Origin of the sequence: Enterobacter cloacae complex sp. Mu1197, from assembly GCF_040059225.1 — a bacterium.
GTDB lineage: Bacteria > Pseudomonadota > Gammaproteobacteria > Enterobacterales > Enterobacteriaceae > Enterobacter > Enterobacter quasiroggenkampii.
Genome location: NZ_CP157375.1, coordinates 2,143,143 through 2,167,455, shown reverse-complemented (window position 1 = coordinate 2,167,455; position 24,313 = coordinate 2,143,143). Strand labels below are relative to the sequence as shown.

Sequence of the window (24,313 nt, the reverse complement as noted above, 5' to 3'; positions counted from 1 at the left end):
CGCAAATCACGATAATTGCCGCTTATATCGCTGTTACCGGTGAGTGTTCTTTCCTATAGTCAGCCTCATAGCTCTGACAAAATGCAACACAAATGCAACAATGCGAAAACGTTGACGGTGCAGTGAGAGAAACGATGGCGTGTGCAAGCGAGCAGGAACAGTATCAGCAGTGGCTGGCGCAAATTAACCAGGTTTGCGGGCGTTTTAACGCGCAGCCCACCGAGGGAAAATTCTACGGCGAGCTGGAGACCAGCTATGCGCGCAGCCTGAAGCTCAGTACCGTCACCGCTGGCGGCGTCAACCTGTTCCGCTCCCGTCAGGAGATCAAACAGAGTAACGACGCCTGGTTCTATACCGTGTTCCAGCTCGAAGGGAGTGCGGAAATTGAGCAGGATGACCGTCGCGCGGTACTCAGAACCGGTGATATTACGCTGATTGATGCCTCACGCCCCTGCTCGATCAACTGGCAGGAAAAATCCCGCCAGATTTCGCTCCTGGTTCCCCGTCAGATTATTGAGCAGCAGTGCCGCTTTCAGGAGATAAGCTGCGCCACCGCCCTTTCCCGCACGCTGCCCACGGTCCAGCTGAGCCATCGCCTGTTGATGGAGAGTATGAGCAATACCAGCCTGAGTGACCGGGAGAGCGAAGCGGCGCTCGAAGCGATGATCTGCCTGCTGCGCCCCGCTTTCCAGCAGCGCGAAATCATTCAGCCGCGTAAGGAACGCCAGTTCCAGCATGTGGTGGCGCTGATTGACGACCACATTCAGTCTGAATCGCTGCGCCCGGAATGGATTGCCGCCGAAAGCGGTATGTCCGTGCGCAGCCTTTACCGCATGTTTGCCGAGAAGGGGCTGGTGGTTGCACAGTACATTAAAAACCGCCGCCTGGACCGCTGCGCGGAGGTGCTGCGTGCTGCCGGTGATGACGAAAAGCTGGCGGGCATTGGCTACAGCTGGGGGTTCACCGACCATAGCCATTTTTCAACAGCGTTTAAGCAGCGCTTTGGCGTTTCGCCGGGTGAATACCGCAAGCGCTACCGCTAGCTATTTTTTGAGCCACTTTCCGTTAATGCCCTTCACGTACTCGCCCGGCTGCGCGCGGGCAACCAGTTTCTGCCCTGCCATTTTGGCCACTTCATCGACCGGCAAATTATTGCTGTCAGCCAGCTTCTGGTAGCTTTCCGTGCGCGCCGCGTTAATGCGATTAACCAGCGCCAGCGTTTCGGCGTCCTGTTGAAGCGGGGCAAGATAACCGCTGAGGGTTTCCCCCACGCGCCCCTGTGCCCGGGCGTCATTTAGGGTCAGCGTAGCCGCCTGCACGTTCATCCCCAGCGCCAGTAAAATCAAAGCAACTCGTTTCATGGCGTCCTCAGAACAGATCGCTGCGCGATTTCAGCAAAGTTTCAACGTCTTTATCGACCTTAATGTGGATCTCATGTTCGATTTTGACATTCATATTGATGGTAATCGGCTCCTTTGGTGCAGCGACTTCAATTCGCGGCGTACAGCCGGACAGTAGCGCGGCAACGGCAACGGTGAGCGCACCAGCCATCTTTTTCATTGTTGTTCCTCACTTTCCTTGCCAGTCGAACTGCGGAGACCGGGTATCGCCGCGTGTTGCTCAAACCAGGTTTGCAGATTGTCTCCAAAACGCAGGCTGCGCCAGAGGGTAAAGACATTCTCGTCATGGGTATAGTTCAGGTTGACGGAGCTGCTCTTGCCATCGACCCGGCTGGTCCCCTTGATGGTCGCCTGCATGGTTAATTCACCCAGGTTATCTAAATTGATTCTCGTCCACGAACGCGAAATTTCCATATAGCGGAGCCAGTTAATCGCGGCGCCCGCGACCATATTGTCTTTGACGATGGCGTCGGCCGTATCTTTGTCGATGCGCAGCGTCATTGGGCCCGGGTTAGTCAGCCAGCCATCCTTAATGATCCATTTTTCGTTGTCCAGCCAGAACGGCAGCGCCCCGCTGACCGGCCCCGACATGGCAAACTGTTTTGGATTGACGGCGCTAATCAGCTCGCTCGAAGAGATATTGTCTACCCGCAGCAGGGCCGGATCGTGCTGCGGCATCCGCAGCTGCTGCATGGTGATTTTCCCGCCGAGGGTTTCCACCTTCACGTTGGTGAGCAGCAGCGGATTGTCCTCCGTCCAGGGATAATCGCCCTGTAAATCCGCGGTAATGTTGCGCGCGGTCACCAGGTTTACCACTTCGCCTATGCGCAACGTGACCGGTCCGCGCGTGCCCAGAGACCAGGTTCCCTCGCTGAAGCGGAACGGCAGCACAAAATCGACGCCGTTTATCTGGTTGTCCGGCATCCAGGCGCTGCCGGATTTCAGTACCCCGTGCCCACCCGCTTCAAAGCCCTGATCGGCCGCCGCCGAGAAGGCAACCTGCGCATAAAGCTCACCGTCGCGCAGCGTCATTTTCCAGTCCGGCGGGATAAGCGGCTGGAATACGGTGAGGGACTGTTTCGGCCACCAGGCCTGCCCGCGAAGGCGCACGCCATCCCACCTTCCGTTGACCTGTACCGGGCCGATGTTGTCCGCATGGAGGTCACCCTTAAACTGAAAAATTGTCGGGTCGGTGCCGTCGACGCTGAAGGTCAGGACCGATGGCGGCAACACGCTGCCGCCGGAGAACCGGGTTTGCCCGGCCTTCAGCGACAGCGCACCGCTGAAGGCCGGTTTTTCGGCATCGCGCAACCAGCGTACAGGCTGATCCAGCACCAGACGCGGCTTGCTGACCTCCATCGTGCCGTACTGGAGCTTGTCAAAACCGGTGGAGAGCGCCGTCAGCTCAATAAGGTTGTCGCGCCACTCGCCTTTCCCGGCGACATCCCAGCGGGCATGCATCGGCGTAAAGCCGCCTTTCCCCCAGTATCGCCACTGCCACAGGCCGTTATCAGGTAAAAAGTCGTTGGCCTGACCGTCCAGGTGGAGTTCAAAATCGCCCATCTCGTTTTCATGGGCGCGTAAAATCGCCTGTAAACGACCGTCCACGCCCTTCTGGGTGAGCTTCACGCCCGCCAGTGGCCAGCGGATTTCATCGATATCGAGTGAGTTAATGATGCGTCCGCGCGAGCGGAGCAGCGCGCCCGGCTCAAAGGCCAGCTGCGGTTCATACAGGCTGCCGGTCAGTGTTGCGGGTAATTTGGCGTAAAGAATGAGATCGTTTTGCTTCGCCTCGCCGCTCAGATGCAGCGGCATGTCGCTGTTTTCCATACTGAGCCTGCCGGGCCCGATATTCAGTACCGCGTTGCCTTTCCCCGCATCGCCTTGCGTCAACACGTTCAGTCGTCCGGTCAGCGTGGCTTTCTCCAGCCCCTGCTGCCAGTTGTCGGCACGAAGGGACACCCGCCCGCTCAGCGGCATACCCGAGAGATCCCAGTTCCAGCGTCCGTCGCTGATGTTGAGCTGCTCCGCCGTGATCTGCCACGGCAGGTCGAGAAGCGGTTCGGGGTTGTCTCTCGCCATCACCACCAGCTGTCCCTGATTGTCTTCCCAGTCGAGATCGGCATCGACCAGAGACGTTAACTGTGGCACGTTAAAGGTCGCCACCGCGTGGCCTTTCACCGGCACGCCGTCCGGCACCAGCGGCAAGGTAAACTCGCCCACCAGCTTAATCGGCTGCGGCTGATCCGGGAGCTGAACATCGAACTGGCTGACCGAGAGCGTCTGACCGCGAAGCGTGCCTTTAATGCTGACCTGCTCGCCTTTATAGGCGATCTCCTGACTGGACGGGGTCAGCGACGCACGCAGCTCGCCCTGCCACTGCTGCCAGGGAGAGAGCGTCAGACGGTGAATCGTGAGCCAGGTATTGGGTAATACTGCCTGCCATTCCGCCAGCGTTTTCGGGGCGACCGTTGAAGGCGCTGACTGGGGAATTTTGCTCAGGCAAACGGAGTTAAGATCCAGCGCGCCGATATCCAGCTTCCAGCGGCTGGGATGTGACAGCGTCACGTTATCGATACGGGCAATTTCGCAGTCTTCCACCAGATAGCGAAGGTCGGGGATCACCAGCGCGTGGCGAGTCAGTTTCGGGCTCTCTTCGAAAGCGATGCGCGTCCCGACGGGAAGCCAGATCCCAGCGAGCGTCGGCACCCACTGGGCGAGCGTCATCAGCAGCGTCAGCGGCAACAGTATGAACAGCAGTAAAAGCGCAAGAGCGGCTTTGTATTTACCCTTCATGGGCAGTTAATATCCTGATTTAGCGAAAGAATTAAGCCGGCAGTGCCGATCATTGTCGCATGTTTAGCGGTTGAGTTGAAGTTAACGCCAAGATTAAGGATAGATGCTGTAAATAGTATGAGGTAACTTTTTTGCTATGCGTAACCTAAAGAACACAATTTAGATTCAGTGGGTTACGCATAATTTCAGGCGAAGAAGCCGGAATAACTGCGTAATTAATACCTGTTCCTGGGCATTGCCAGCAGGTAAAGCATTGCGAATATCAATAACCCCCAGTACACCGAGTCGTACCGCCAGGGATCAAAATCGATATGTAAAAAACCGCGAACAAAATCATAGCCGTTGGCAAAAACGTTAATCTGGATGGCTGCAATGGCTATCACAAACAGCGTATAGGCAATGAACAGTGGGTATTTTCGTAGCCGGTTAATCTTCTGTTTCCCGATATATAACAAGAAAAAAACTACTATAGATACAATGAAATAGTACAAAGCGGGCAGCATTGGCGGAGATAAGGACAACCCCAGTTGTTGCGACATGCATCATTCTCCCTCTTTATCAGAAACTCACCCGGTTCCTGATATCGTCCCATCACATCCAGAAGGATTGCAGTTTTCACACCCTCTTGCCATTCTTTAACGTAATTCAGACAGGCTTTTTTCGCATCCTCAACCCACTGCATTTTTCTCTACACGCCCTGACCAGATTCACGCCAAAGATTCCTCGTAGCAAGAATATCATGGAGTTAGGGTGGACATATGCTCTAGAATAATTGATAGAACTTATTGAATTCAATAATATTTTAGAAATTGTAAGATAATTTTAATCATGCTAACGTGAATGCAAAATCACTGGAGAAAGTCTTATGAAACTCGCGGTATACAGCACAAAGCAGTACGACAAAAAGTATCTGCAACATGTTAACGAGGCTTACGGGTTTGAGCTTGAATTTTTCGACTTTCTGCTGTCCGAAAAAACCGCTAAAACGGCGCACGGCTGTGAAGGCGTCTGCATTTTCGTAAACGATGATGGCAGTCGTCCGGTGCTGGAAGAGTTGAAAAAACAGGGGGTGAAGTACATCGCCCTGCGCTGCGCGGGCTTTAACAACGTGGATCTCGACGCGGCAAAAGAGCTGGGTCTGAAGGTGGTGCGCGTCCCGGCGTACTCCCCGGAAGCGGTGGCGGAACATGCGATTGGCATGATGATGTCGCTCAACCGTCGTATTCACCGCGCTTATCAGCGCACCCGTGACGCCAACTTCTCGCTGGAAGGGCTGACCGGCTTTACCATGTACGGCAAAACCGCGGGCGTGATCGGCACCGGTAAAATTGGCGTGGCTGCCCTGCGCATCCTGAAAGGCTTCGGCATGCGTCTGCTGGCATTCGATCCGTACCCAAGCGCCGCAGCGCTGGATCTGGGCGTGGAGTACGTCGACCTGCCGACGCTGTTCTCGCAGTCCGACGTGATCTCCCTGCACTGCCCGCTGACGCCGGAAAACTACCACCTGCTTAACCAGGCGGCATTTGACCAGATGAAAGATGGCGTGATGATCATCAACACCAGCCGCGGCGGGCTGGTTGATTCTCAGGCTGCTATCGAAGCGCTGAAGACCCAGAAAATTGGCGCACTGGGGATGGACGTCTATGAGAACGAACGCGACCTGTTCTTTGAAGACAAGTCTAATGATGTCATCCAGGACGACGTGTTCCGTCGCCTCTCTGCCTGCCATAACGTGCTGTTTACCGGACATCAGGCGTTTCTGACTGCCGAAGCGCTGATCAGCATTTCGGAAACCACGCTGGGCAACCTTCAGCAGTTAGAAAAGGGTGAACCGTGCCCTAACGAGCTGGCTTAAGTGCTACGCCGGGTGGGGTTAAGCCTCACCCGGCGCGTTTGTTTCCCAGCTCCGGTGCGCAACGCGCCACCAGAGCAGAACGGCGGCCAGGGCAATGGCGCTCAGGACACTGAATGCCGTCGCAAACGAGTAATGTCCGGCGATCGTCCCTGTTAACGCCGGGCTCATGGATGCCCCTACTCCCTGCATCAACATCACCACACTCTGCCCGGCATTGACGTGCCCGCTTCCACGCAGCAGCACCACAATAAACGACGGTACGACGACTCCCAGGATCCCGGCGGCCAGGCCATCGAGAATTTGTACCGGGATCATCATTAACGGCGCGTCCGTGGATGCCGCCAGCGCCGCGCGCACCGGCATAACCAGCAGCGCCAGCATAATCAAGCGCCAGTAGCCATAGTGTTCGATCCGGCGCGAGGCCCAGATGGCGACGGGGATCATCACGGCCTGAGAGATGATGACGGTACCGGCCGCATACAAACCGGGGTTGATCGCGGCAGGTGCCGCGGCAACCCTCATGCTCAGCATCGGCAGCAGCGCGGCGTTCGCCAGGTGGAACAGCAGCAGCGTCAGTCCGGTCACAAACAGCGCCCGGTTTTTCATCAGCACGGCAAAACCGGGGACCGGCAGGCTCGCTGAAGAGGACAGCCCGCGCGCCGCGTCGTTATCGATATCACTGTTGCGAATGGCAAGCAGCGCACACAGCGTTAGCAGCGTGGTGCTGGTCATCAGCAGGAAAATCCCGCCCACGCCCCAGTACCACGCAATGCCACCCGCAATCAGCGCGGTGACAAAATTTCCGCCGTGATTGAACGCCTCGTTTCTGCCCATCTGCGAGCTGAAGCCCCTCTGCCCGGTCAACCCCAGCGTAATCCCGGCGATCAACGGCCCGACAAATGCCGCACAGATACCGGTGACGATTTGCGACACGGCGACAACGCCGCTCTGCTGGCTAAACCAGAGCAGAAGCGTACTTAGTGTGATCAGAATGCACAGCAGCGCGAGTACAGCACGCTTGTTGCGCGAGGTGTCGGTGATGAACCCCGCCGGCAGCGTGGCCAGTAACCCCGCCAGCCCGCCGGCCGTCATCAGGATGCCGATATCATCAGGGGTCCAGTGGCGTTCGGTCAGAAAAATACCGAGAAAAGGCCCCAGGCCATCGCGGACATCTGCAATGAAAAAACTTGTCAGGCATAGCGCCCGCAGCGAACGAAGAGACATACTTCCTGCCTTGCCTGTTATCGCCTGAAAAAAAGAAAATGTAGTATACCGGGTATTTTTGAAAATCAGATGACGTCTTAAAAAAGATGCCTTCCGAACTTAAACAATTCATAACGGACGTTGTTTTTTCACTTTACTCATAATCGGCCCTGACTATACTGGCAATAAATTTTCACAGGAGTCCTTCGTTGGAAAGTTATTTTATCGTCGATACGAAGGTAAGCTGACGCGATTTTCTCGCTGCTTACCTTAAGGGTGGGCAGCAATCCTCTTGACGTGATTGCATCCCAATACATTAAGAACGACCAAATTTTTGGGGCATCGCGATGTTCATGTTTCATCATTCACTCTTTCCACCGCCCTCGCGCTGACATGCTTTGCGTTTTAATGGCGTCATACTGTGCTTTGTGAATCGCTGACGCTTATCGTTTAATCTTGTTAACAGGCGACAGGCTGATGTTCCCTTATATCTCTCATCTGCTCGCAGCGATGCTGCTGGGCGCAATTATCGGCGCGGAAAGACAATGGCGCCAGCGTATGGCGGGGCTTCGTACCAATGCACTGGTTGCGACGGGCGCGGCCGTGTTTATTTTAAGTTCCCTCTCGACCTCACCCGATAGCCCGGGGCGAATCGCAGCGCAGATTGTCTCCGGCATAGGTTTTCTTGGCGCAGGCGTTATTATGCGTGAGGGAATGAATATCCGGGGTCTCAATACCGCCGCGACGCTGTGGTGTTCGGCCGGAATTGGCGTACTATGCGGATTAGGTCAATTCTGGAATGCCGGTATGGCCAGCGTGATTATCCTTTGTGCCAACATATTGCTTCGCGAAGCTGCGCAACGGATTAATCAACTGCCCGCGCTCCATGAAGGCGAAAAATGCTATGTCCTGAAAATCACCTGTAATGACGAGCATGAAGATGCGGTGCGGCAGAATATTGTCAACATGGCGAAAGAGTTGACGTTAAGCCTGAAAGCCATTTATTGCGATACGGCGCAAGCAGAAGGTAAAACCGAAATACGGGCCGAGGTGATGACCCGTGAGGAATACCGGAAATTACTCGAGCTAATTATGGGTAATATTGGCGGGAATAAAATTATGGCTTCCGTAAGCTGTCACGCAATATGAATACGATACCGGGCATTGCGCCCGGTTGAGGCTTTGCTGTTTTGCAGAAAAGAGCAGTGACACGGAGAGAGTCATAGAGAAGCGCTGATTCTGGCAAGACTTTTCATCATTTTCGTCGTGAGGCTAAGCTGCTCGCTGCCCACAAGTTGGGACAATTCCTGCTTAGCGGATTGCCATACCGGAATGACCTGTTCAAGCAGACGCCAGCCTTCCCCCGTCAACATGAGTCGTTTTCCTGAACGTCCACGCCCTCCAGTAGAGCCAATAATGCCTCGGGACTCCAGACTACGGATATTACGACTCAGTGTTGTCGCATCCACCCCTGCTCTGGCGGCGAGTTCCGCAACGGTTTCATTAGGAGAACCCCCGATGCCAACTATCAGACTGAACTGCTCAGCGGTCAGATCAAACGGTCTGAAGCAGGCGTTGTAATAGCGCGTAATAGCCCGAGCAGTAGCGCGCGCCTGAAACGCCGGGCAGACTTCCGGAATGGCCTTCAACAACGTTACATCAATGTTGCTCATCATTTCATCTCGACATTCAATGCTAAAGTTAATAGTGTATATACACTATTAAGCATGTTTGAGGAACGGTTATGCCAGCCTTTGTTCATATCAACTTACGCGTTATTGACCCAGCCAGACAGGCCAGACTTGCCCCCCGCTTCACGTCAGCATTAGAGGAAGCAGGCGGTAAAATTGTTCATTTTGGTGCTGTCGCACAGGTACTGGAAGGTGATGAAGAGCCGTTACCCTATGCGGGCATTTTTGAATTCCCGACGTTAGATCAGGCCCTTGCCTTCTATCATTCGGAAAAATATGCGCCGATTAAGGCTGAACGCCAGCTCGTCCAGGAAGCAAGAATGTTCATTGTCACGACGGAATGACAGGCAGGTTCAACTGTACCTAAATCACAGAACCGAAATTTGTCCCCGTTATGACAACCTGCTCTCTGTTTTGCTGGAAATAACGGTTTACCCTGAGTTGTGCAAAAAACACTCAGGAGGGACACATGTACAATTCAATTTTGGTTCCCATTGATATCTCCGAGGATAGCCTGACGCACATGGTTATCCCTTTCGTTCAGGCACATACCGCACTTAACACGGCCAAAGTCCACTTTCTTACCGTTATTCCTTCGCTTCCCTATTATTCATCATTAGGTTTGGCCTACCCCGCAGAAATGCCGAAGATGAAAGAATTCCAGCACGCGGCGTTAGCAAAACTGGATGAAATAGTTAAGCAATTCAAAATCCCTGCAGACAAGATACAGACGCATGCCGTGACGGGGTCTCCGAAGGATCAGATCCTTAAGCTCGCAGATACGATCGGCGCCGACCTGATCATTATCGCCTCCCATAAGCCGGACATCTCGACCTATCTGTTGGGCTCAAACGCTGCGGCAGTGGTTCGGCATGCGAAATGCCCTGTGCTGGTGGTAAGATAAAAAAACCGGGCGTAACGCCCGGTTTTTTAAGCCAACACCATGAGCCGCTCCTGACAGATAGCTACTCAGGAATGTGAGCAGGTTCACAATGCCTGACCTGCCTTACCTGTTCACGCAAAGCGCAAATGGCGACTGCAGATTGCCAATCAGCCAGCCATTACCTGCAGGTTCAATCTTCAGCTGGCGAACGGTTCCCTCGGGAACATAAAAGAAGCTGCTTTTAAAACTGTCATCATCAGCTGTATCACGTAGATTTTTAACGTAGCGCGTATCTGTAAGGGCAATCTCACCGGGTCTGTTCACCTCATAGCTAAAGAGAATTGTACGTGAGATGACATGAACGCCTTTGTCTGACTGGATATTCCCCGACAGGACAGCCTGACCCTCGTGGTTTTTATCTAAACGGAAAACAAACTCCAGCGTAGCGATGAAATCAGGTTCATAGTGATTATAACGTAAAATTGTGGAACAGTTAACACTTAACGCACTCTGTTTATGACGCATGTGAACATAGAACCAGACCGAAAACGCCAGGATGAGGAGTAAAATTACGGCAGGGATCCCTGTTTTCTTATTGATTGCGTTCATAACCACTCCAGTAGTTATTCAGACAGGAGATGTAATTATTATTTTTTTGCGTGCATCGACTGATAAACGCCCTCCCCTTATTGCCGTACAGATAGGACTCTGAAACCTGATAGAGAAAAGATGTGCCTTCCAGACACTGAATATGACTTGAGTTAGCCAGTTCTAAAAAAAGTTCTTTTTTTTGCTCTGACAGGGATGCAGAGTTACTCTGGATTGTATAGACAGGACAGGTGTCGTAGTTAAACAAGAAATGGGGGTTAATCTGTTTTATTTCCATTAAGTCTTTCGACGGAGTTACTAGACCTGGCACAACTAACGTAGCGCTGATTAAAAGCACAATCAGTGCCAGCGTATAATGAAGAGCCCTGTACTTACCCACTAATGCCGTACGGTGGACTAGAGTTATTACCTCCGACTGCTCAATTTCTTTGAGTCGTCCATCAGCAATCGAAGATTCAGTGATATCCCTGACGTCAATATCGCTGTTAAACATAAAGCCGACCCTAGGCACTGTGGTAATACATTCATTGGTAATACCTAACTGGACGAAATGTTTTCTCAGTTCTGAAATGTATTTATTTAATGTGTGATTCGATGAGCGCAAGCCATGAGCATCCCAGACATTATCCAGGAGTTCATTCCGTGTCAGGACTTGACCATGCTTTTCGAGAAGGCATGTTAACAGCCTCTTCATTGTCAGGGTCAGAATGACAGTAGAGCCCTCGTCTCCGGATGGCCATATGGCACCATCTTCAGAGCGATAAAAAACCCTATTATCAATCACAAAAACCATCTCTGACTCCTTATCCATGATGGTAATTGAATGGATCCTCACGTTTATCCAACCTGCGAAAACCCATTAACTTCTTTCTCGCATCTTAGCACAGCCAGACGTGACAACGTCTTCAGCAGACTTATTACTTGTAAATGCAACATCAAACAGAACATAAATTTGTATTTTGATAAATTAGCAATACATGTACCTAAACACCATTTTTAGTTGATAGGATTTCTCGCAGAAGTGAATGAGCAGGTTCTTATTTTTCAGGTGCAGCCATCCTACCTACCGCCATTCACAGTTCGGGGAAAGAAGAAAGAAGTGGTACCCCGGGTAGCGAATCCAGTAGATAAGGAGCGACATTATGATAAGCACCAAAATGCTCATTAAGGCAGAACGTTTCTTCATCAAAGCCCGTACATTGATTAGAGAAAAAATCTTATCAGCGGAACTGACCGGCGCTGAATTTGTTCCCTTCATCCAGCCGGTATGTAAGGGCGATGAAATTGTAGGCGGAGAAGTATTACTTAGAGTTCTTAAAGATGGGATTTACCACTCTCCCGAAAAATACCTCTCTGCAATGGAATCATGCGAGGTGATTAATGATGTCACATGCAGCCTGATGTCTGATGTTAAAACATTTTTTGAAGACTACGAAGGAACGCTACCTGATGATTTTTATCTCTCCTTCAACATCTGTGCGAGACAGTTGAACTCTTCAAGAGTTATTGAAGCAGTTACGGACTTTAAGAAAGTGTTCGACGGACGCATTGCTGTCACACTGGAAATTGTCGAACGTGGAACAATGAACCTGGACGACTTTGCACTCGAGGCTATGCAGCAACTTACTGAGTCAGGTGTGCGATTTGCGATTGATGATTTCGGCAGCGGAAGTTCATGTCTCAAATACATTGAACATGCAGGTTTCTCAACACTCAAGATTGATAAAGGCCTCACAATTGCGAGCAATGGATCATTAATCTATTCCGCGGTAATTGATGCCATTGTAGCTCTCGCAGAGCGATTGCAAATTCATGTTATTGCTGAAGGTATAGAAGATAAAGAACAACTATCTCTTTTGAAAGATAAAGGAGTGAATATTTTTCAGGGTTATCTATTTTCAAAACCTGTAAGCATGCGCGAGTTTTGCTCGCACATATAACACTTTTCAAAAGCGTAAACACAGCAATTCGCAATCAATTATGAAAAAGCATTACTTAAATAACAGTAGTGCATTCCACCTGATCATTACAAATTTAAAATTGCCACCAAGGACAAATTATATATGTCAGCTAACTTCCCAAACCCTCCAGAGCTTCCGTCCTGGACAGGACCGGACGGAATTCTTTATGACTTTAACTATGGCGCGCGCGTTTTGCTTCCGGAAGGAAAATGGCACGTTATTTTAATGGACGACGACAGCGGTAATATTCTTTTCAGCTGTGATTCAGAAGGCGGCTGGGTAACCAGTAATAAAAAATATTACGTCCGCTTCCGCATTCAGGTATTCCACCAGGGATCGATGAGCCCGGTCCTGGATGAAACGCTGGATATGAAGGACAAGCCCGTCGTCATCTTTTTCCCGACGGGGACGCTTGGCGACATGCTTGGCTGGTTCCATTACGCAGAGCGTTTTCGCCAACTGCACCGCTGTCAGCTTGAGTGCGTCATGGGGCAGGAAATCATCGAACTGCTTAGCGCGCAGTACCCAGAGATCACATTCTCCACAAAGGACGCTCTCCAGACGGAAAATCCCTACGCGTCCTGGTATATCGGCCTTTTCTTTAAGGGCGACACCACTCATCAGCCCATCGATTTCAGGAAGGTCGGTTTCCACCGCAATGCCGGCTACATCCTCGGGGTGGATCCGCGTGAGTGCCCTCCCCGCCTGAAGCTGGATGCGGAGCGGAAAATTGCGGAGCCGTACGTCTGTATCGCCGCGCAGTCCACCAACCAGGCGAAGTACTGGAACAACGGCCATGGCTGGGCTGAGGTCGTCGCCCACCTTAAATCTCTGGGATACCGGGTGCTTTGCATTGATCGCCAGGCGCATTACGGACAGGGCTTTATCTGGAACCACATTCCGCATGGCGCCGAAGACTTTACAGGCGATATCCCGCTCCAGGAGCGGGTGGACCTGTTAAAGCATGCGAGCTTCTTTATTGGTCTGGGCAGCGGGCTGTCATGGCTTGCCTGGGCATCCGGTATCCCGGTGGTGTTAATCAGCGGATTCAGTCTTCCCAACAGTGAATTTTACACCCCCTGGAGGGTGTTCAGCAGCCATGGCTGTAACGGCTGCTGGGATGACACGTCCGTTGATTTTGACCACGTGGATTTTTTGTGGTGTCCGCATCACAAGAACACCCCCCGACAGTACGAGTGCACAAGTCTGATAACCGGTCGTCAGGTTATCGGCATGGTGGACCGTCTGCATTCAGGATTAGTTGATAAGTAAAGGACGTAAATATGAACAAGATATATACCACGGTCTGGTGCGAGTCGCGCCAGCAATGGGTGGTAACTTCTGAACTTGCGACCGGGTCCGGTCGTCCGAAGTTGACGCCGAAGAAAAGCGCACTGGCGCTACTGCTGGGGGCCATATTACTGCCTTCCGGATCGGTCATGGCTGCGAATTATGTAGGTGAGACGGTAACGGGTATACAGGGTATTCATGCAGGCGATACGGCCAACTCTACCACCATTAACAGCGGTGGTAGTCAGTTCATCACCAGTGGCGGTTATACCTCTGCCACTACCATCAACACTGGTGGCTCTCAGCTCGTCTCCAGTGGCGGTTTTTCGACTGCCACCATCATCAACAGCGGCGGCTCTCAGCGCGTCTCTAGCGGCGGCATGGCCAATGTCACCACCATCAACAACAGCGGCAACCAGAACGTCTATGATGGAGGCTGGTCCTATTCGACTATCATCAACAACCGTGGCACGCAGACCATCTTTAATGGCGGTACTGCCACCATTACTACTCTCAGCGGGGGTAATCAGCACGTCTCCAGTGGCGGCTCAGCAACCTCTACGACTATAAATAGTGGTGGTTATCAGTATGTCTCCAGTGGTGGTTCGGCAACCTCTACTACCATCAATAGTGCTGGCGTTCAGAACGTCCTCATTGGCGGCACGGCCTTCGAAACAATAATAAATAGCGGTCGACAAAACGTAGACGGACTTGGCTCGGCAACCTCTACTACCATCAATTCAATGGGAATACAGTTCATCAGCGCAGGCGGATCGGCGACCGCCACGACCATAGATGGTGGTTTTCAGAACGTCTATGGTGAGGCCACTTTAACCACTATCAACGACGGTGAACAGGATGTCTTCGGTAAGGCCATCTCCACCACTATCAACGGAGGTGTACAGTTCGTCTCCGGCACGGCAACCACCACTATTATTAACGGCGGCACGCAGCGTATCTCCGATGGAGGAACAGCCACCTCTACGACCATCAACAGAGGTGGCGAACAGCGACTCACTGCTGGCGGCGCAGCAACCACCACAACCATCAACAGCGGTGGTCAACAGTATATTTCCAGTGGTGGCTCTGCCATCTCCACCACCATCAACAGTGCCGGAGAGCAGCACGTATACAGTAGTGGTCTGGCCACTGACACCACCCTTAACAGCGGTGGTTTTCAGCTAATTTCTAGTGGTGGCCTGGCCACCTCCAGCACCATCAACAGTAGTGGTCGACAGTATGTTTCCAGTGGCGGTTCAGCAACCTTCACCACCATCATGACGGAGGGTCAGCAGTATATCTCCACGGGTGGCACTGCCACCGCCACTACTATCAACAGCGGTGGTGTTCAATTCATTGATGGCGGTTTAGTCACCTCTACGATAATTAACGGTGATGGTTATCAGTATGTCTCCAATGGCGGTACGGCTACCTCTACAATAATCAACAGCGGTGGTGTTCAGTACGTCAGCAGTGGCGGTAGTGCTACAGATGTCACAATGAATGGTGGCTCACAGATTATCTGGGAGGGCGGAACGGTCACCAGTGTCGGCATCAATAGTGGGGGCTTGCAGACCTTAGGAAGTGGCGGTGCAACCATTTTTACTACCATCAACAGTAATGGTCTGCAGCGCGTCTTCGGCACTACCACCTCTACAACCATCAACAATGGTGGCAGTCAGTACGTCCATGCTGGTGGCCTGGCCACCTATACTACGATAAAAAGTGGTGGTGAGCAGGAGGTCACAGGTGAGGCTAATCAGACCATAATCAGCAGCGGCGGTGCTCAGTATGTCTCCGCTGGTGGCAAAGCCACCTCTACTACCATCGAAAGTGATGGCCAACAGAAGGTCTTCGGCACAATCACTGATACCACCATTGATGGCGGCCAGTCGTGGCTGTGGGCCGGAGCAGTGGCCGACGGCGAAACCAGAGTAAACGTCGGTGGCGAACTGCTGATGAATGCCGGCTCTCTCGCAACGGACGTAAACATCCAGGGAGGTACCCTTTCTGTTAACGACCTTTCCGATGCCATATCCGGCCCGGACACGGCTCAGGTTGGTAAGCTCACCATGGTCGGCGGCAACGTCAACTTCCTGCGCAACAGCGACGGTGAATTCGCGAAGCTGACGATTACGGAGCTGAGCGGCACCGGGAACTTCCTCCTGAACACCTCTCTCGCAGACCGTAAAGGCAACTTCGTCACTATCGAACAGGGCACAGGCCAGTTTGGTATTGCTGTGGCTGACTCCGGTAAGGAGATATCAGACCACACTGACCTGACGCTGAACCTCATCCACGAGAAAGGCGGTGACATTGACTTTGAAATGGTCACGGCATCCGGGCGAAGCACCCGCTTCGTAGACGGCGGGACTTATATGTACACCCTGTACAGCCAGCAGGATAAGGACGGTCTCAATGGAGGTAACGTCTGGTATCTCGGCGCATTGGACGGCGGCGGCGAGAACCCTGGCGGTGAGAATCCGGGCGGTGAGAACCCTGGCGGCGAGAATCCGGGCGGTGAGAACCCGGGCGGCGAGAACCCTGGCGGCGAGAACCCTGGCGGCGAGAACCCTGGCGGTGAGAACCCGGGCGGCGAGAACCCGGGCGGTGAGAACCCTGGCGGCGAGAACCCTGACGGCGAGAATCCGGGCGGTGAGAACCCGGGCGGCGAGAACCCTGGCGGCGAGAACCCTGGCGGCGAGAACCCTGGCGGCGAGAACCCTGGCGGTGAGAACCCGGGCGGCGAGAACCCGGGCGGTGAGAACCCTGGCGGCGAGAACCCTGACGGTGGTGACAACGGCAACGCAGGAGGTAACGGAAATGGCGGTAAGAAGCCAATGACCACACCTGCAACTGATGCCATTCTGGCCATGTCTAATGCCGGTCTGAACGTTATCCATTCTGAGCTGGATGGCCTGCGCACGTATCGCGCGAGTCTGGATAAAACCGGACCAGAAAGCAACGTATGGGGACACTACCTCGGCAGTAAAAGTGACATTGATACAAGCAATGGCGCGGCCTATCAGCTTAGCCAGAACGGTATGGAGATCGGCGCTGACACCAGGACAGACTTTGCGGGCGGCAGCCTCGTCACTGGCGCGTTCATGTCCTTTAGCGATAACAAAGTGAAACATGCCCGCGGCGGCACAAGCAAAATCGACAGCTACGGCCTCGGCCTTTATGCCACCTGGTACGACGCTAGTGGGTTCTACGCTGACAGTGTCGTTAAAGGTAACCGTCTTAACAACAAACTGAGAGCGGTCATGACCAATGGCGGTAGAACCGGCGGTGACTGGAAGCAGTATGCACTCAGCACAGCCGTTGAAGGAGGTTATCAGTTCGATCTCAAAAACGATGTAAGCATCACGCCTTATGGACGCCTGGCGTTTGTTCAGATGACCAGTGAGGATGTGAAACTCAGTAACGGCATGAAAGGCAACACGGGCACTCCACGTTCTGTCACAGGTGAAGCCGGTGCGAAGCTTTCCGGTAAGTTCAGTCTGAGTTCGACTGAGTTCAAACCTTATCTGTCAGCTGCGGTGGTGCAAGAGTTTGCTAACTCAAACGAAGTCACGATCAATGAGCGCAATCGCTTTGACAACAACGTCAAAGGCACGTCAGGCAAGTACGGTCTGGGTACATCGATCACCGTTGGTAAAGACGTAACCTTGTACGGTGAGGCTAATTATCGTCAGGGCAGCCAAATCGAAACGCCGATCCAGGGTGTGGCAGGTGTCCGTATCGGATTCTGATGTTACCACAGGGGCCTTAGGGCCCCTTTTCACTGTGTTCTGAAATGTTCTGGTTATGTTTATGCCTCACATAATTTTGACGAAAGATGTTTTTTTGAATAAAGCGCTGTCTGTCATCCTTCAGCAAGCGTCCCCCAGCAGAAAGGTTTGCATCGTAGATATTGAATCATTCCGAAGCCTGGGCGCCATTTTCAACCTTCTGAAAAGAAAGAAACTCACTGAAAAGCATGAAATGATCTTCATCGGTGGCAAGGATGTCAGTTCAAGAGTTCTCGAACCGCTTGTGACAATCTACAGGAAATCGTGCTTTATGGAGTTTCGAAAGCAGCTTACGGGCGGTCGGACGTATTCATCAGAATATGCCTTGAACCACATCGCGCGCTGCAGGAGTCTGAGCATGCTTTCAGAACAGGAGAAAAAGACACTTTTCGCCCTTCTGGATACTGATGACACGGTTGCTGCTGCAAGAAAAATTTACCTGTCCCCCAAAACTGTCTATACCTACACCAATAATATTGGGCAAAAACTTAACCTGAATTCGATACTTCAGGTCAGGCAATTTATTCATTCTGAATTCGAATAGTCGTTGCGGGAAAAACAATAAAAACCGGGCGCGAAGCCCGGTTCTGTTATTTGCTAACGGCGGTTTTACGCGCTCAGCCCGCGATTTTCCAGCATCGGCTCAATCTTCGGATCGTGCCCGCGCCAGTTGCGATACAGTTCGGCTAAATCCGTGCTGTTACCACGGGACAAGATCGCCTCGCGGAATGTCTGCCCGTTTTCACGCGTCAACCCGCCCTGTTCGACAAACCACTGGTAGCCGTCGTCAGCGAGCATCTGCGTCCACAGGTAGGCGTAATACCCCGCCGCGTAGCCGCCGCCGAAGATATGGGCAAAATAGCTGCTGCGGTAGCGCGGCGGCACGGCAGGCAGATCCAGCCCCTCTTTTTTCAACGCAGCCGCTTCAAAATCCTCCACGCTCGAAACGGCCTCGCCGATGCCGTGCCAGTTCATGTCCAGCAGCGCGGCAGCCAGCAGTTCGGTCATGTCATAACCCTTGTTGAAATGGGTCGCGTTGAGCATGCTTTCCCGCAGCGCGTCCGGCATCGGCTCACCGGTTTCGTAATGGCGCGCATAATGGGTAAACACCTGTGGATGGCTGGCCCAGTGCTCGTTGATTTGCGACGGGAACTCAACAAAATCACGCGGCGTATTGGTGCCGGAAAGCGTGGCGAACCGCTGGCTGGCAAAGAGACCGTGCAGCGTATGGCCAAACTCGTGGAACAGGGTTATCACGTCATCCCAGGAGAGAAGCGCGACACCGCCATTCGCCGGTTTTTGATAGTTACAGACGTTGTAGATCACCGGACGGGCAGCAAACTCGAAGGATTGCTCGACGAAATTCCCCATCCATGCCCCGCCCTGTTTGGAATCACGGGCAAAGAAGTCACCGTAAAACAGTGCCATGCCCTCACCGGTGTGGTCGAAAATTTCCCATACGCGGACGTCCGGGTGATACACCGGGATATCGAAGCGTTCGACGAAGCGAATGCCAAACAGCTGGCTGGCTGCCCAGAATACGCCATCCTGCAGCACGGTATTGAGCGCAAAGTAGGGCCTGATCTGCGACTCATCAAGGGCATATTTTGCCTGGCGCACGCGCTCCGCATAAAAGGTCCAGTCCCAGGCCTCCACGGTGAAACCGCCCTGCTCATCATTGATAACGTTCTGAATGTCGGCCTGCTCACGTTCCGCGCGGGCGCGGGCGGCAGGCACAATGCCGCGCATAAATTCCAGCGCGGCGGCCGGTGTTTTCGCCATCTGATCGGCGATGCTCCAGCTGGCGTAATCCTCAAAGCCCAGCAGACGGGCCTGCCGCGCACGCAGCGCCGTCAGACGCAGGATCAGCGCGCGAGTATCGTTTTCATCCCCTTTCTGGGTACGCGTCCAGCCTGCGTTGAAGAGGTTTTCGCGCGTCTGACGATTGCGCAGCGCGGAAAGCGCGGGCTGCTGGGTGGTGTTCAAAAGCGGGATCAGCCAGCGATCGTTTAGCCCTCGCTCCGCGGCAGCCTGCGCCGCGTCAGCGATCTCACCGGCGCTGAGCCCGTCAAGCTGGTGCGCGTAATCCACCACCAGCCCACCCGTTTTATCGGCAGCCAGCAGACGCTGGTTAAACTGGCTGGTCAGGGAGGCCGCCTCGGTATTCAACGCCTTTAGCTCGGCCTTTTCTGTCTCATTAAGACGCGCGCCGGCCAGAATAAACCGCTGATACGTCTCTTCGACCAGACGACGGGATTCGGCGTCCAGCGCGGCACGGTCCTGCCAGACGCTCTCCACGCGGGCAAACAGCACGTCATTCAGCCAGATATCGTTTGCCAGCGCGGCAAGCTCGGTGGAGAACTGTTCCTCCAGCTCCTGTAAATACGGATTGGTGTGCGCGGAAGTCATGGCGAAGAACACGCTGCTGACGCGCGCGAGCAAAGCGCCGCTTTTCTCCAGCGCCAGCACGGTGTTAGCAAAGTCAGGCGCAGCGGCCTGAGCGACAATTGCGTCAATGTCCGCCCGCTTCTGGCGAAGGGCTTCATCGAAGGCCGGACGATAGTGGCTGTCGTTGATCTCATCAAAATGGGGGGCCTGGTAAGGCAACAGGCTGATGTTAAAAAAGGGATTCGTGGCCGTCATCTTTCGCTCCTGAGTACGGGTATCCTCCCAGAGTAGGCCAGGCCGCCATCCCCTGCAACGCTGTCATACAAATGTTGCCTTAACGCACCCTCTGCGGCCGTGCTATGTTAGTACAACACAAAAAGCGTTGAGGAACAGTGAGATGATTATTTTAGTTACCGGGGCAACGGCAGGTTTTGGTGAAAGCATCACGCGTCGCTTCGTCGCCAACGGGCACAAGGTTATCGCGACCGGCCGCCGTCAGGAACGTCTGCAGGAGCTGAAGGACGAACTAGGCGACAGCATTCTGACCGCGCAGCTGGACGTGCGTAACCGCGCGGCGATCGAAGAGATGATTGCGAATCTGCCAGCAGAATGGCGCGCCATCGACGTGCTGGTCAACAATGCCGGTCTAGCACTGGGCATGGAGCCTGCCCACAAAGCCAGCGTGGAAGACTGGGAAAACATGATCGACACCAACAACAAAGGGCTGGTCTATATGACCCGCGCGGTGCTGCCGGGCATGGTCGAGCGCAATCGTGGCCACATTATCAATATCGGCTCCACCGCCGGAAGCTGGCCCTATGCAGGCGGTAACGTCTACGGGGCGACAAAAGCGTTTGTGCGCCAGTTCAGCCTTAACCTGCGGACCGATCTGCACGGCACCGCCATTCGCGTCACCGACATCGAGCCGGGCCTGGTGGGCGGCACCGAGTTTTCCAACGTGCGTTTCAAAGGCGATGACGCGAAAGCAGACAAAACCTATGAAAACGCCAACGCCCTGACGCCGGAAGATGTCACCGAAACGGTCTGGTGGGTGGCGACGCTGCCAAAACACGTCAACATCAATACCGTAGAAATGATGCCGGTCAGCCAGAGTTTTGCCGGACTTAGCGTCCATCGTGGCTAACGCTGCCCTTCCCGGCCTGCGGGCCGGGTCTGTTTCGGGTTATAAAAGAATGGTAGTATGTTCAGGCTAACTCTCTGAGAAATGACAACTCATGGCCGCTGAATCGCAACTCAATCCCACCCAGCCCGTAAACCAGCAAATCTATCGCATTTTGCGACGTGATATTGTCCATTGCCTGATCCCACCGGGAACGCCGCTTTCTGAAAAAGAGGTATCAGTGCGTTTTGACGTTTCCCGTCAGCCGGTGCGTGAAGCGTTTATTAAGCTTGCTGAAAACGGTCTGATTCAGATCCGCCCGCAGCGCGGCAGCTACGTGAACAAAATCTCCCTCTCTCAGGTGCGCAACGGCTGTTTTGTTCGTCAGGCCATTGAATGCGCGGTGGCGCGCCGTGCCGCAACGCTCATCAACGACAAGCAGTGTTACCTGCTGGAGCAAAACCTGCATCAGCAGCGGATTGCGATTGACCGTAAGCAGCTGAATGATTTCTTCCAGCTTGATGATGAATTCCACCAGAAACTGGCGCAGATTGCGGATTGCCAGCTGGCCTGGGACACCATCGAAAACATCAAGGCCACCATCGATCGCGTACGTTATATGAGTCTCGATCACGTCTCCCCGCCGGAAATGCTACTCCGACAGCATCACGATATTTTCAGCGCGCTGGAAAAACGCGACCCGGACGGCGTGGAAAAAGCGATGACGCTGCATCTGCAGGAAATTAGCGAATCCGTGCAGCTGATTCGTCAGGAAAATAGCGAGTGGTTTAGCGAAGAGTAATATTACGCCGCCCCCTTTCGGACGCGGCGATGGGTTTAGCGAACGACTAACACCGGAATTGTGGCGTAGCGCAGGATTGACTCCGCATTTGATCCCAGCAGATGGGTGGTGATGCCCGGATTTTTCGACCCGATGACAATCACGTCATATTCCCCCTCCTTGCTCAGCCTGATGATTTCATCGCGGACGTTGCCAAAGCGCACCAGGCTGTCAATTTTCTCCGGCGAGATATCGAACAGTCTTTTTAACGCGTTCATTTTCTTACCGGATTCCTCGGTCATATACTCTTCGAACTTTTTAATATCCGCATTAAATCCGCGCAGCAGGGATCGGCTGCTGGCCGGCAGAATATTGACCAGGGTAATCGAGGCGCCCTCTGCCTTCGCAAGGTTTGCCGCGTGGCGAACCGCTTTGTCGCTCAAATCCATTTCAAACACATCAACAGGCATCAAAATCTTCTTATACATAAGCCTGACTCCTTATTCCGATGAAAGGGTTATTTCCTGTACCCAGAATGGCACCGGGAATATAAACCAACCCTCAACGCTTCCCTGCTGAAACTATCAATAAATGAAAATAACGGTCTGCTTTGTCAATTGCTGTCGTGAACCGTCAGCGCCCGACACAATAAAGAAAAAAGTGTGAGTTTGATCAAAAACAAAAACATGTGATGCAGACAGGCGTATTTATATGCTCCGTGAACGGCAACCCTGAAATAACGCCGTAACGAAAAGGTTAGAGAGGAGAAAATACCATGATGACATACGACCGTAACCGCAATGCAATCACCACCGGCAGCCGCGTCATGATTAGCGGCACGGGCAAAACTGGCGTGATTAAAGCGATCCACAGCGACGGGCTGGATGCCGCGCAGGTGCGCCGCAGCAAAACGGTTGAAGTGGAAGGATGCGAAGGTAAGTTCGAACCGATTGAGCTGATTCGCCTGGGTATGCACTAAACGGTGCGCAGACATGCCGCCGCGAGCGGCGGCATGTGCTGAATTACCGTTGAGACACGTACTGTGCCACGGTCGCTTTCGCACCCTTTTGCAGCAGCGTCTGGTACGCCTTCATCACCGCATCAACAAAGACGGCTTCACGCGGTAATTCCTTGCCGAAGATGGCCTCGATGCCGAGCAGCGCCTTGACCCGGCTTTCCCCTTCCGCACTGCCTTTAACCGCCGCCTGAATCACCGCCAGCTGCGGATCGCTCACGTCAATCGCATTACCCTGCTCGTCCACGCCGCCGACATAGCGCATCCACCCTGCCACGCCCAGCGCCAGCAGCGGGAAAGGCTTCTGATGCACCAGGTGCCAGCGCACGGAATCCAGCATGCGCTGCGGAAGCTTCTGGCTGCCGTCCATCGCAATTTGCCAGGTCCGATGGCGCAGGGCCGGGTTACTGTAGCGGGCAATCAGGAGATCGGCATAGCGTCCCAAATCGACGCCTTTGACCTTCAGCGTAGGCGCCTGCTCGTTGAGCATCAGCGCGTGCGCGGCGATGCGGTAATGTTCATCTTCCATACAGTCGTTGATATGCTGGTAGCCCGCCAGATAGCCCAGGTAGGCCAGAAATGAGTGGCTGCCGTTAAGCATGCGCAGCTTCATCTCTTCAAACGGGATCACATCCGACACCAGTTCGGCACCAGCTTTTTCCCACGCAGGACGCCCTGCCACAAAGTTATCTTCGATTACCCACTGGCGGAACGGTTCACAGGCCACCGCCGCCGGATCGCGCACGCCGGTCAGCCGTTCAATTTTATCCAGCGTGTCGGGGGTGACCGCAGGCACGATGCGATCCACCATGGTTGACGGGAAGGTGACGTGGGATTCGATCCAGTCCGCCAGCTCACCGTCTACCGCACGGGCGTACGCGCAGGTGACATTGCGCATCACGTGACCGTTCTCCGGCATGTTGTCGCAGGACATCACGCTAAACGCCGGCAGACCTGCCGCCTTACGTCGCGCGAGCGCTTCCACGACGACACCCGGCGCAGATTTTGGCTGGTGCGGGTTTTGCAGGTCGGCGACGATAAACGGATGATCGAGCATCAGTTGCCCGGTCGCCGGCGAGTGGCAGTACCCTTTCTCGGTGATGGTCAGAGAGACAATCGCGACCTGCGGGTCACACATCGCCGCCAGCACCGTCTCCAGCCCGTCAACCTGCGCATGAAGGGCCTTTTTGACCACGCCCACCACGCGGGAGGTCCACGCATCGGCAGACATTTCCGCCACGGTATAGAGGTTATCCTGCGCGTTCAGATCGGCAATCTGCTGCTCGCCGCCAATCAGGTTAACCTCACAGTAACCCCAGTCGCTGCCGTGCTCAGCGGCGAGGATATCGGCATACACTGCCTGATGCGCCCGGTGAAATGCGCCAAAGCCTAAATGAACGATGCGTGCTTTAAGGCTGTCGCGATCGTACTGAGGCAGCGTCGCGTTGGCCTGTAATAACGTGTTTTCCATGATTAAGACTCGTTAATTAGAAAGCTGTGGTTCGCTGCCGCTCATGTTGAAGCGGC

The 24,313-nt window shown here is 53.7% G+C and carries 23 protein-coding genes; 12 read left to right on the top strand and 11 right to left on the bottom strand.

Features of this window, described 5'->3' with window-relative positions; all coding sequences use genetic code 11:
• Positions 1-134 precede the first annotated feature (134 nt).
• Positions 135-1,043: a transcriptional regulator FeaR gene (feaR, locus tag ABFV38_RS10315; RefSeq protein ID WP_045910621.1), complete on the top strand. Its 909-nt coding sequence runs from the start codon at positions 135-137 to the stop codon at positions 1,041-1,043.
• Here feaR and ABFV38_RS10310 read toward each other — a convergent pair whose 3' ends face one another.
• The 4 genes from ABFV38_RS10310 to ABFV38_RS10295 form a co-directional block, all read right to left on the bottom strand.
• Positions 1,044-1,361 carry a YdbL family protein gene (locus ABFV38_RS10310; protein WP_048030652.1) on the bottom strand — a complete coding sequence of 106 codons (318 nt, stop codon included), beginning with the start codon at positions 1,359-1,361 and terminating at the stop codon, positions 1,044-1,046.
• A 7-nt stretch (positions 1,362-1,368) separates the two neighbouring features.
• Positions 1,369-1,560, bottom strand: coding sequence for a YnbE family lipoprotein (locus ABFV38_RS10305; RefSeq protein WP_008502388.1), 192 nt, complete (start codon positions 1,558-1,560; stop codon positions 1,369-1,371).
• The gene (locus tag ABFV38_RS10300; RefSeq protein WP_235402958.1) at positions 1,557-4,196 is read right to left on the bottom strand and encodes a YdbH family protein; all 2,640 of its coding nucleotides are present in this window, start codon (positions 4,194-4,196) and stop codon (positions 1,557-1,559) included. The genes ABFV38_RS10305 and ABFV38_RS10300 overlap by 4 nt, the downstream gene beginning before the upstream one ends.
• A gap of 215 nt (positions 4,197-4,411) precedes the next feature.
• On the bottom strand, positions 4,412-4,735 hold the full coding sequence (locus ABFV38_RS10295; RefSeq protein WP_235402956.1) for a hypothetical protein: 324 nt from the start codon (positions 4,733-4,735) through the stop codon (positions 4,412-4,414).
• A 326-nt stretch (positions 4,736-5,061) separates the two neighbouring features.
• Here ABFV38_RS10295 and ABFV38_RS10290 point away from each other — a divergent pair, with 326 nt between their 5' ends.
• Positions 5,062-6,051: a 2-hydroxyacid dehydrogenase gene (locus ABFV38_RS10290; protein ID WP_028013015.1), complete on the top strand. Its 990-nt coding sequence runs from the start codon at positions 5,062-5,064 to the stop codon at positions 6,049-6,051.
• An 18-nt stretch (positions 6,052-6,069) separates the two neighbouring features.
• On the opposite strand, the gene ABFV38_RS10285 is transcribed toward ABFV38_RS10290, so the two are convergent.
• Positions 6,070-7,275: an MFS transporter gene (locus ABFV38_RS10285; protein WP_348959321.1), complete on the bottom strand. Its 1,206-nt coding sequence runs from the start codon at positions 7,273-7,275 to the stop codon at positions 6,070-6,072.
• A gap of 456 nt (positions 7,276-7,731) precedes the next feature.
• Here ABFV38_RS10285 and ABFV38_RS10280 point away from each other — a divergent pair, with 456 nt between their 5' ends.
• On the top strand, positions 7,732-8,403 hold the full coding sequence (locus ABFV38_RS10280) for an MgtC family protein (protein ID WP_045910420.1): 672 nt from the start codon (positions 7,732-7,734) through the stop codon (positions 8,401-8,403).
• Between the two features lie 71 nt (positions 8,404-8,474).
• On the opposite strand, the gene ABFV38_RS10275 is transcribed toward ABFV38_RS10280, so the two are convergent.
• Complete coding sequence (locus tag ABFV38_RS10275; protein ID WP_233099167.1) at positions 8,475-8,930, bottom strand: MarR family winged helix-turn-helix transcriptional regulator; 456 nt, start codon at positions 8,928-8,930, stop codon at positions 8,475-8,477.
• Between the two features lie 68 nt (positions 8,931-8,998).
• Here ABFV38_RS10275 and ABFV38_RS10270 point away from each other — a divergent pair, with 68 nt between their 5' ends.
• Both ABFV38_RS10270 and uspF read left to right on the top strand, forming a co-directional pair.
• Positions 8,999-9,289, top strand: coding sequence for a DUF1330 domain-containing protein (locus ABFV38_RS10270; RefSeq protein ID WP_348959320.1), 291 nt, complete (start codon positions 8,999-9,001; stop codon positions 9,287-9,289).
• A 125-nt stretch (positions 9,290-9,414) separates the two neighbouring features.
• Positions 9,415-9,849 (top strand): universal stress protein UspF, encoded by a 435-nt coding sequence (uspF, locus tag ABFV38_RS10265; RefSeq protein ID WP_039025368.1) that lies wholly within the window; start codon positions 9,415-9,417, stop codon positions 9,847-9,849.
• Between the two features lie 102 nt (positions 9,850-9,951).
• On the opposite strand, the gene ABFV38_RS10260 is transcribed toward uspF, so the two are convergent.
• A complete protein-coding gene (locus ABFV38_RS10260; protein ID WP_063621522.1) occupies positions 9,952-10,437 on the bottom strand; it encodes a hypothetical protein in 486 nt (161 codons plus the stop codon).
• Positions 10,421-11,230 (bottom strand): winged helix-turn-helix domain-containing protein, encoded by an 810-nt coding sequence (locus ABFV38_RS10255; protein WP_235402950.1) that lies wholly within the window; start codon positions 11,228-11,230, stop codon positions 10,421-10,423. Before ABFV38_RS10255 ends, ABFV38_RS10260 begins: the two co-directional genes overlap by 17 nt.
• Before the next feature lie 349 nt (positions 11,231-11,579).
• Here ABFV38_RS10255 and ABFV38_RS10250 point away from each other — a divergent pair, with 349 nt between their 5' ends.
• The 4 genes from ABFV38_RS10250 (at position 11,580) to ABFV38_RS10235 (ending at position 18,026) form a co-directional block, all read left to right on the top strand.
• Positions 11,580-12,377, top strand: a complete 798-nt coding sequence (locus ABFV38_RS10250) for an EAL domain-containing protein (RefSeq protein WP_235402941.1) — start codon at positions 11,580-11,582, stop codon at positions 12,375-12,377.
• A 123-nt stretch (positions 12,378-12,500) separates the two neighbouring features.
• Complete coding sequence (locus ABFV38_RS10245; protein ID WP_196346248.1) at positions 12,501-13,670, top strand: autotransporter strand-loop-strand O-heptosyltransferase; 1,170 nt, start codon at positions 12,501-12,503, stop codon at positions 13,668-13,670.
• A gap of 11 nt (positions 13,671-13,681) precedes the next feature.
• Positions 13,682-17,443 carry an autotransporter outer membrane beta-barrel domain-containing protein gene (locus tag ABFV38_RS10240; protein ID WP_348959319.1) on the top strand — a complete coding sequence of 1,254 codons (3,762 nt, stop codon included), beginning with the start codon at positions 13,682-13,684 and terminating at the stop codon, positions 17,441-17,443.
• 94 nt (positions 17,444-17,537) lie between these two features.
• On the top strand, positions 17,538-18,026 hold the full coding sequence (locus ABFV38_RS10235) for a LuxR C-terminal-related transcriptional regulator (protein ID WP_348959318.1): 489 nt from the start codon (positions 17,538-17,540) through the stop codon (positions 18,024-18,026).
• Between the two features lie 65 nt (positions 18,027-18,091).
• Here the strand turns inward: ABFV38_RS10235 and dcp are convergent, their stop codons facing one another.
• Positions 18,092-20,125 (bottom strand): peptidyl-dipeptidase Dcp, encoded by a 2,034-nt coding sequence (gene dcp / locus ABFV38_RS10230; protein WP_348959317.1) that lies wholly within the window; start codon positions 20,123-20,125, stop codon positions 18,092-18,094.
• A gap of 142 nt (positions 20,126-20,267) precedes the next feature.
• On the opposite strand from dcp, the gene ydfG reads away from it, so the two are divergent.
• Both ydfG and ABFV38_RS10220 read left to right on the top strand, forming a co-directional pair.
• Positions 20,268-21,014 carry a bifunctional NADP-dependent 3-hydroxy acid dehydrogenase/3-hydroxypropionate dehydrogenase YdfG gene (gene ydfG, locus ABFV38_RS10225; RefSeq protein WP_023292548.1) on the top strand — a complete coding sequence of 249 codons (747 nt, stop codon included), beginning with the start codon at positions 20,268-20,270 and terminating at the stop codon, positions 21,012-21,014.
• A 91-nt stretch (positions 21,015-21,105) separates the two neighbouring features.
• Positions 21,106-21,792, top strand: a complete 687-nt coding sequence (locus tag ABFV38_RS10220) for a GntR family transcriptional regulator (protein WP_008502405.1) — start codon at positions 21,106-21,108, stop codon at positions 21,790-21,792.
• 35 nt (positions 21,793-21,827) lie between these two features.
• Here the strand turns inward: ABFV38_RS10220 and ABFV38_RS10215 are convergent, their stop codons facing one another.
• A complete protein-coding gene (locus ABFV38_RS10215; protein ID WP_024909093.1) occupies positions 21,828-22,259 on the bottom strand; it encodes a universal stress protein in 432 nt (143 codons plus the stop codon).
• A 287-nt stretch (positions 22,260-22,546) separates the two neighbouring features.
• On the opposite strand from ABFV38_RS10215, the gene ydfZ reads away from it, so the two are divergent.
• Complete coding sequence (gene ydfZ / locus ABFV38_RS10210; RefSeq protein ID WP_014883679.1) at positions 22,547-22,750, top strand: putative selenium delivery protein YdfZ; 204 nt, start codon at positions 22,547-22,549, stop codon at positions 22,748-22,750.
• A gap of 43 nt (positions 22,751-22,793) precedes the next feature.
• Here the strand turns inward: ydfZ and ABFV38_RS10205 are convergent, their stop codons facing one another.
• On the bottom strand, positions 22,794-24,257 hold the full coding sequence (locus ABFV38_RS10205) for a mannitol dehydrogenase family protein (protein WP_069719320.1): 1,464 nt from the start codon (positions 24,255-24,257) through the stop codon (positions 22,794-22,796).
• Between the last annotated feature and the right edge of the window lie 56 nt (positions 24,258-24,313).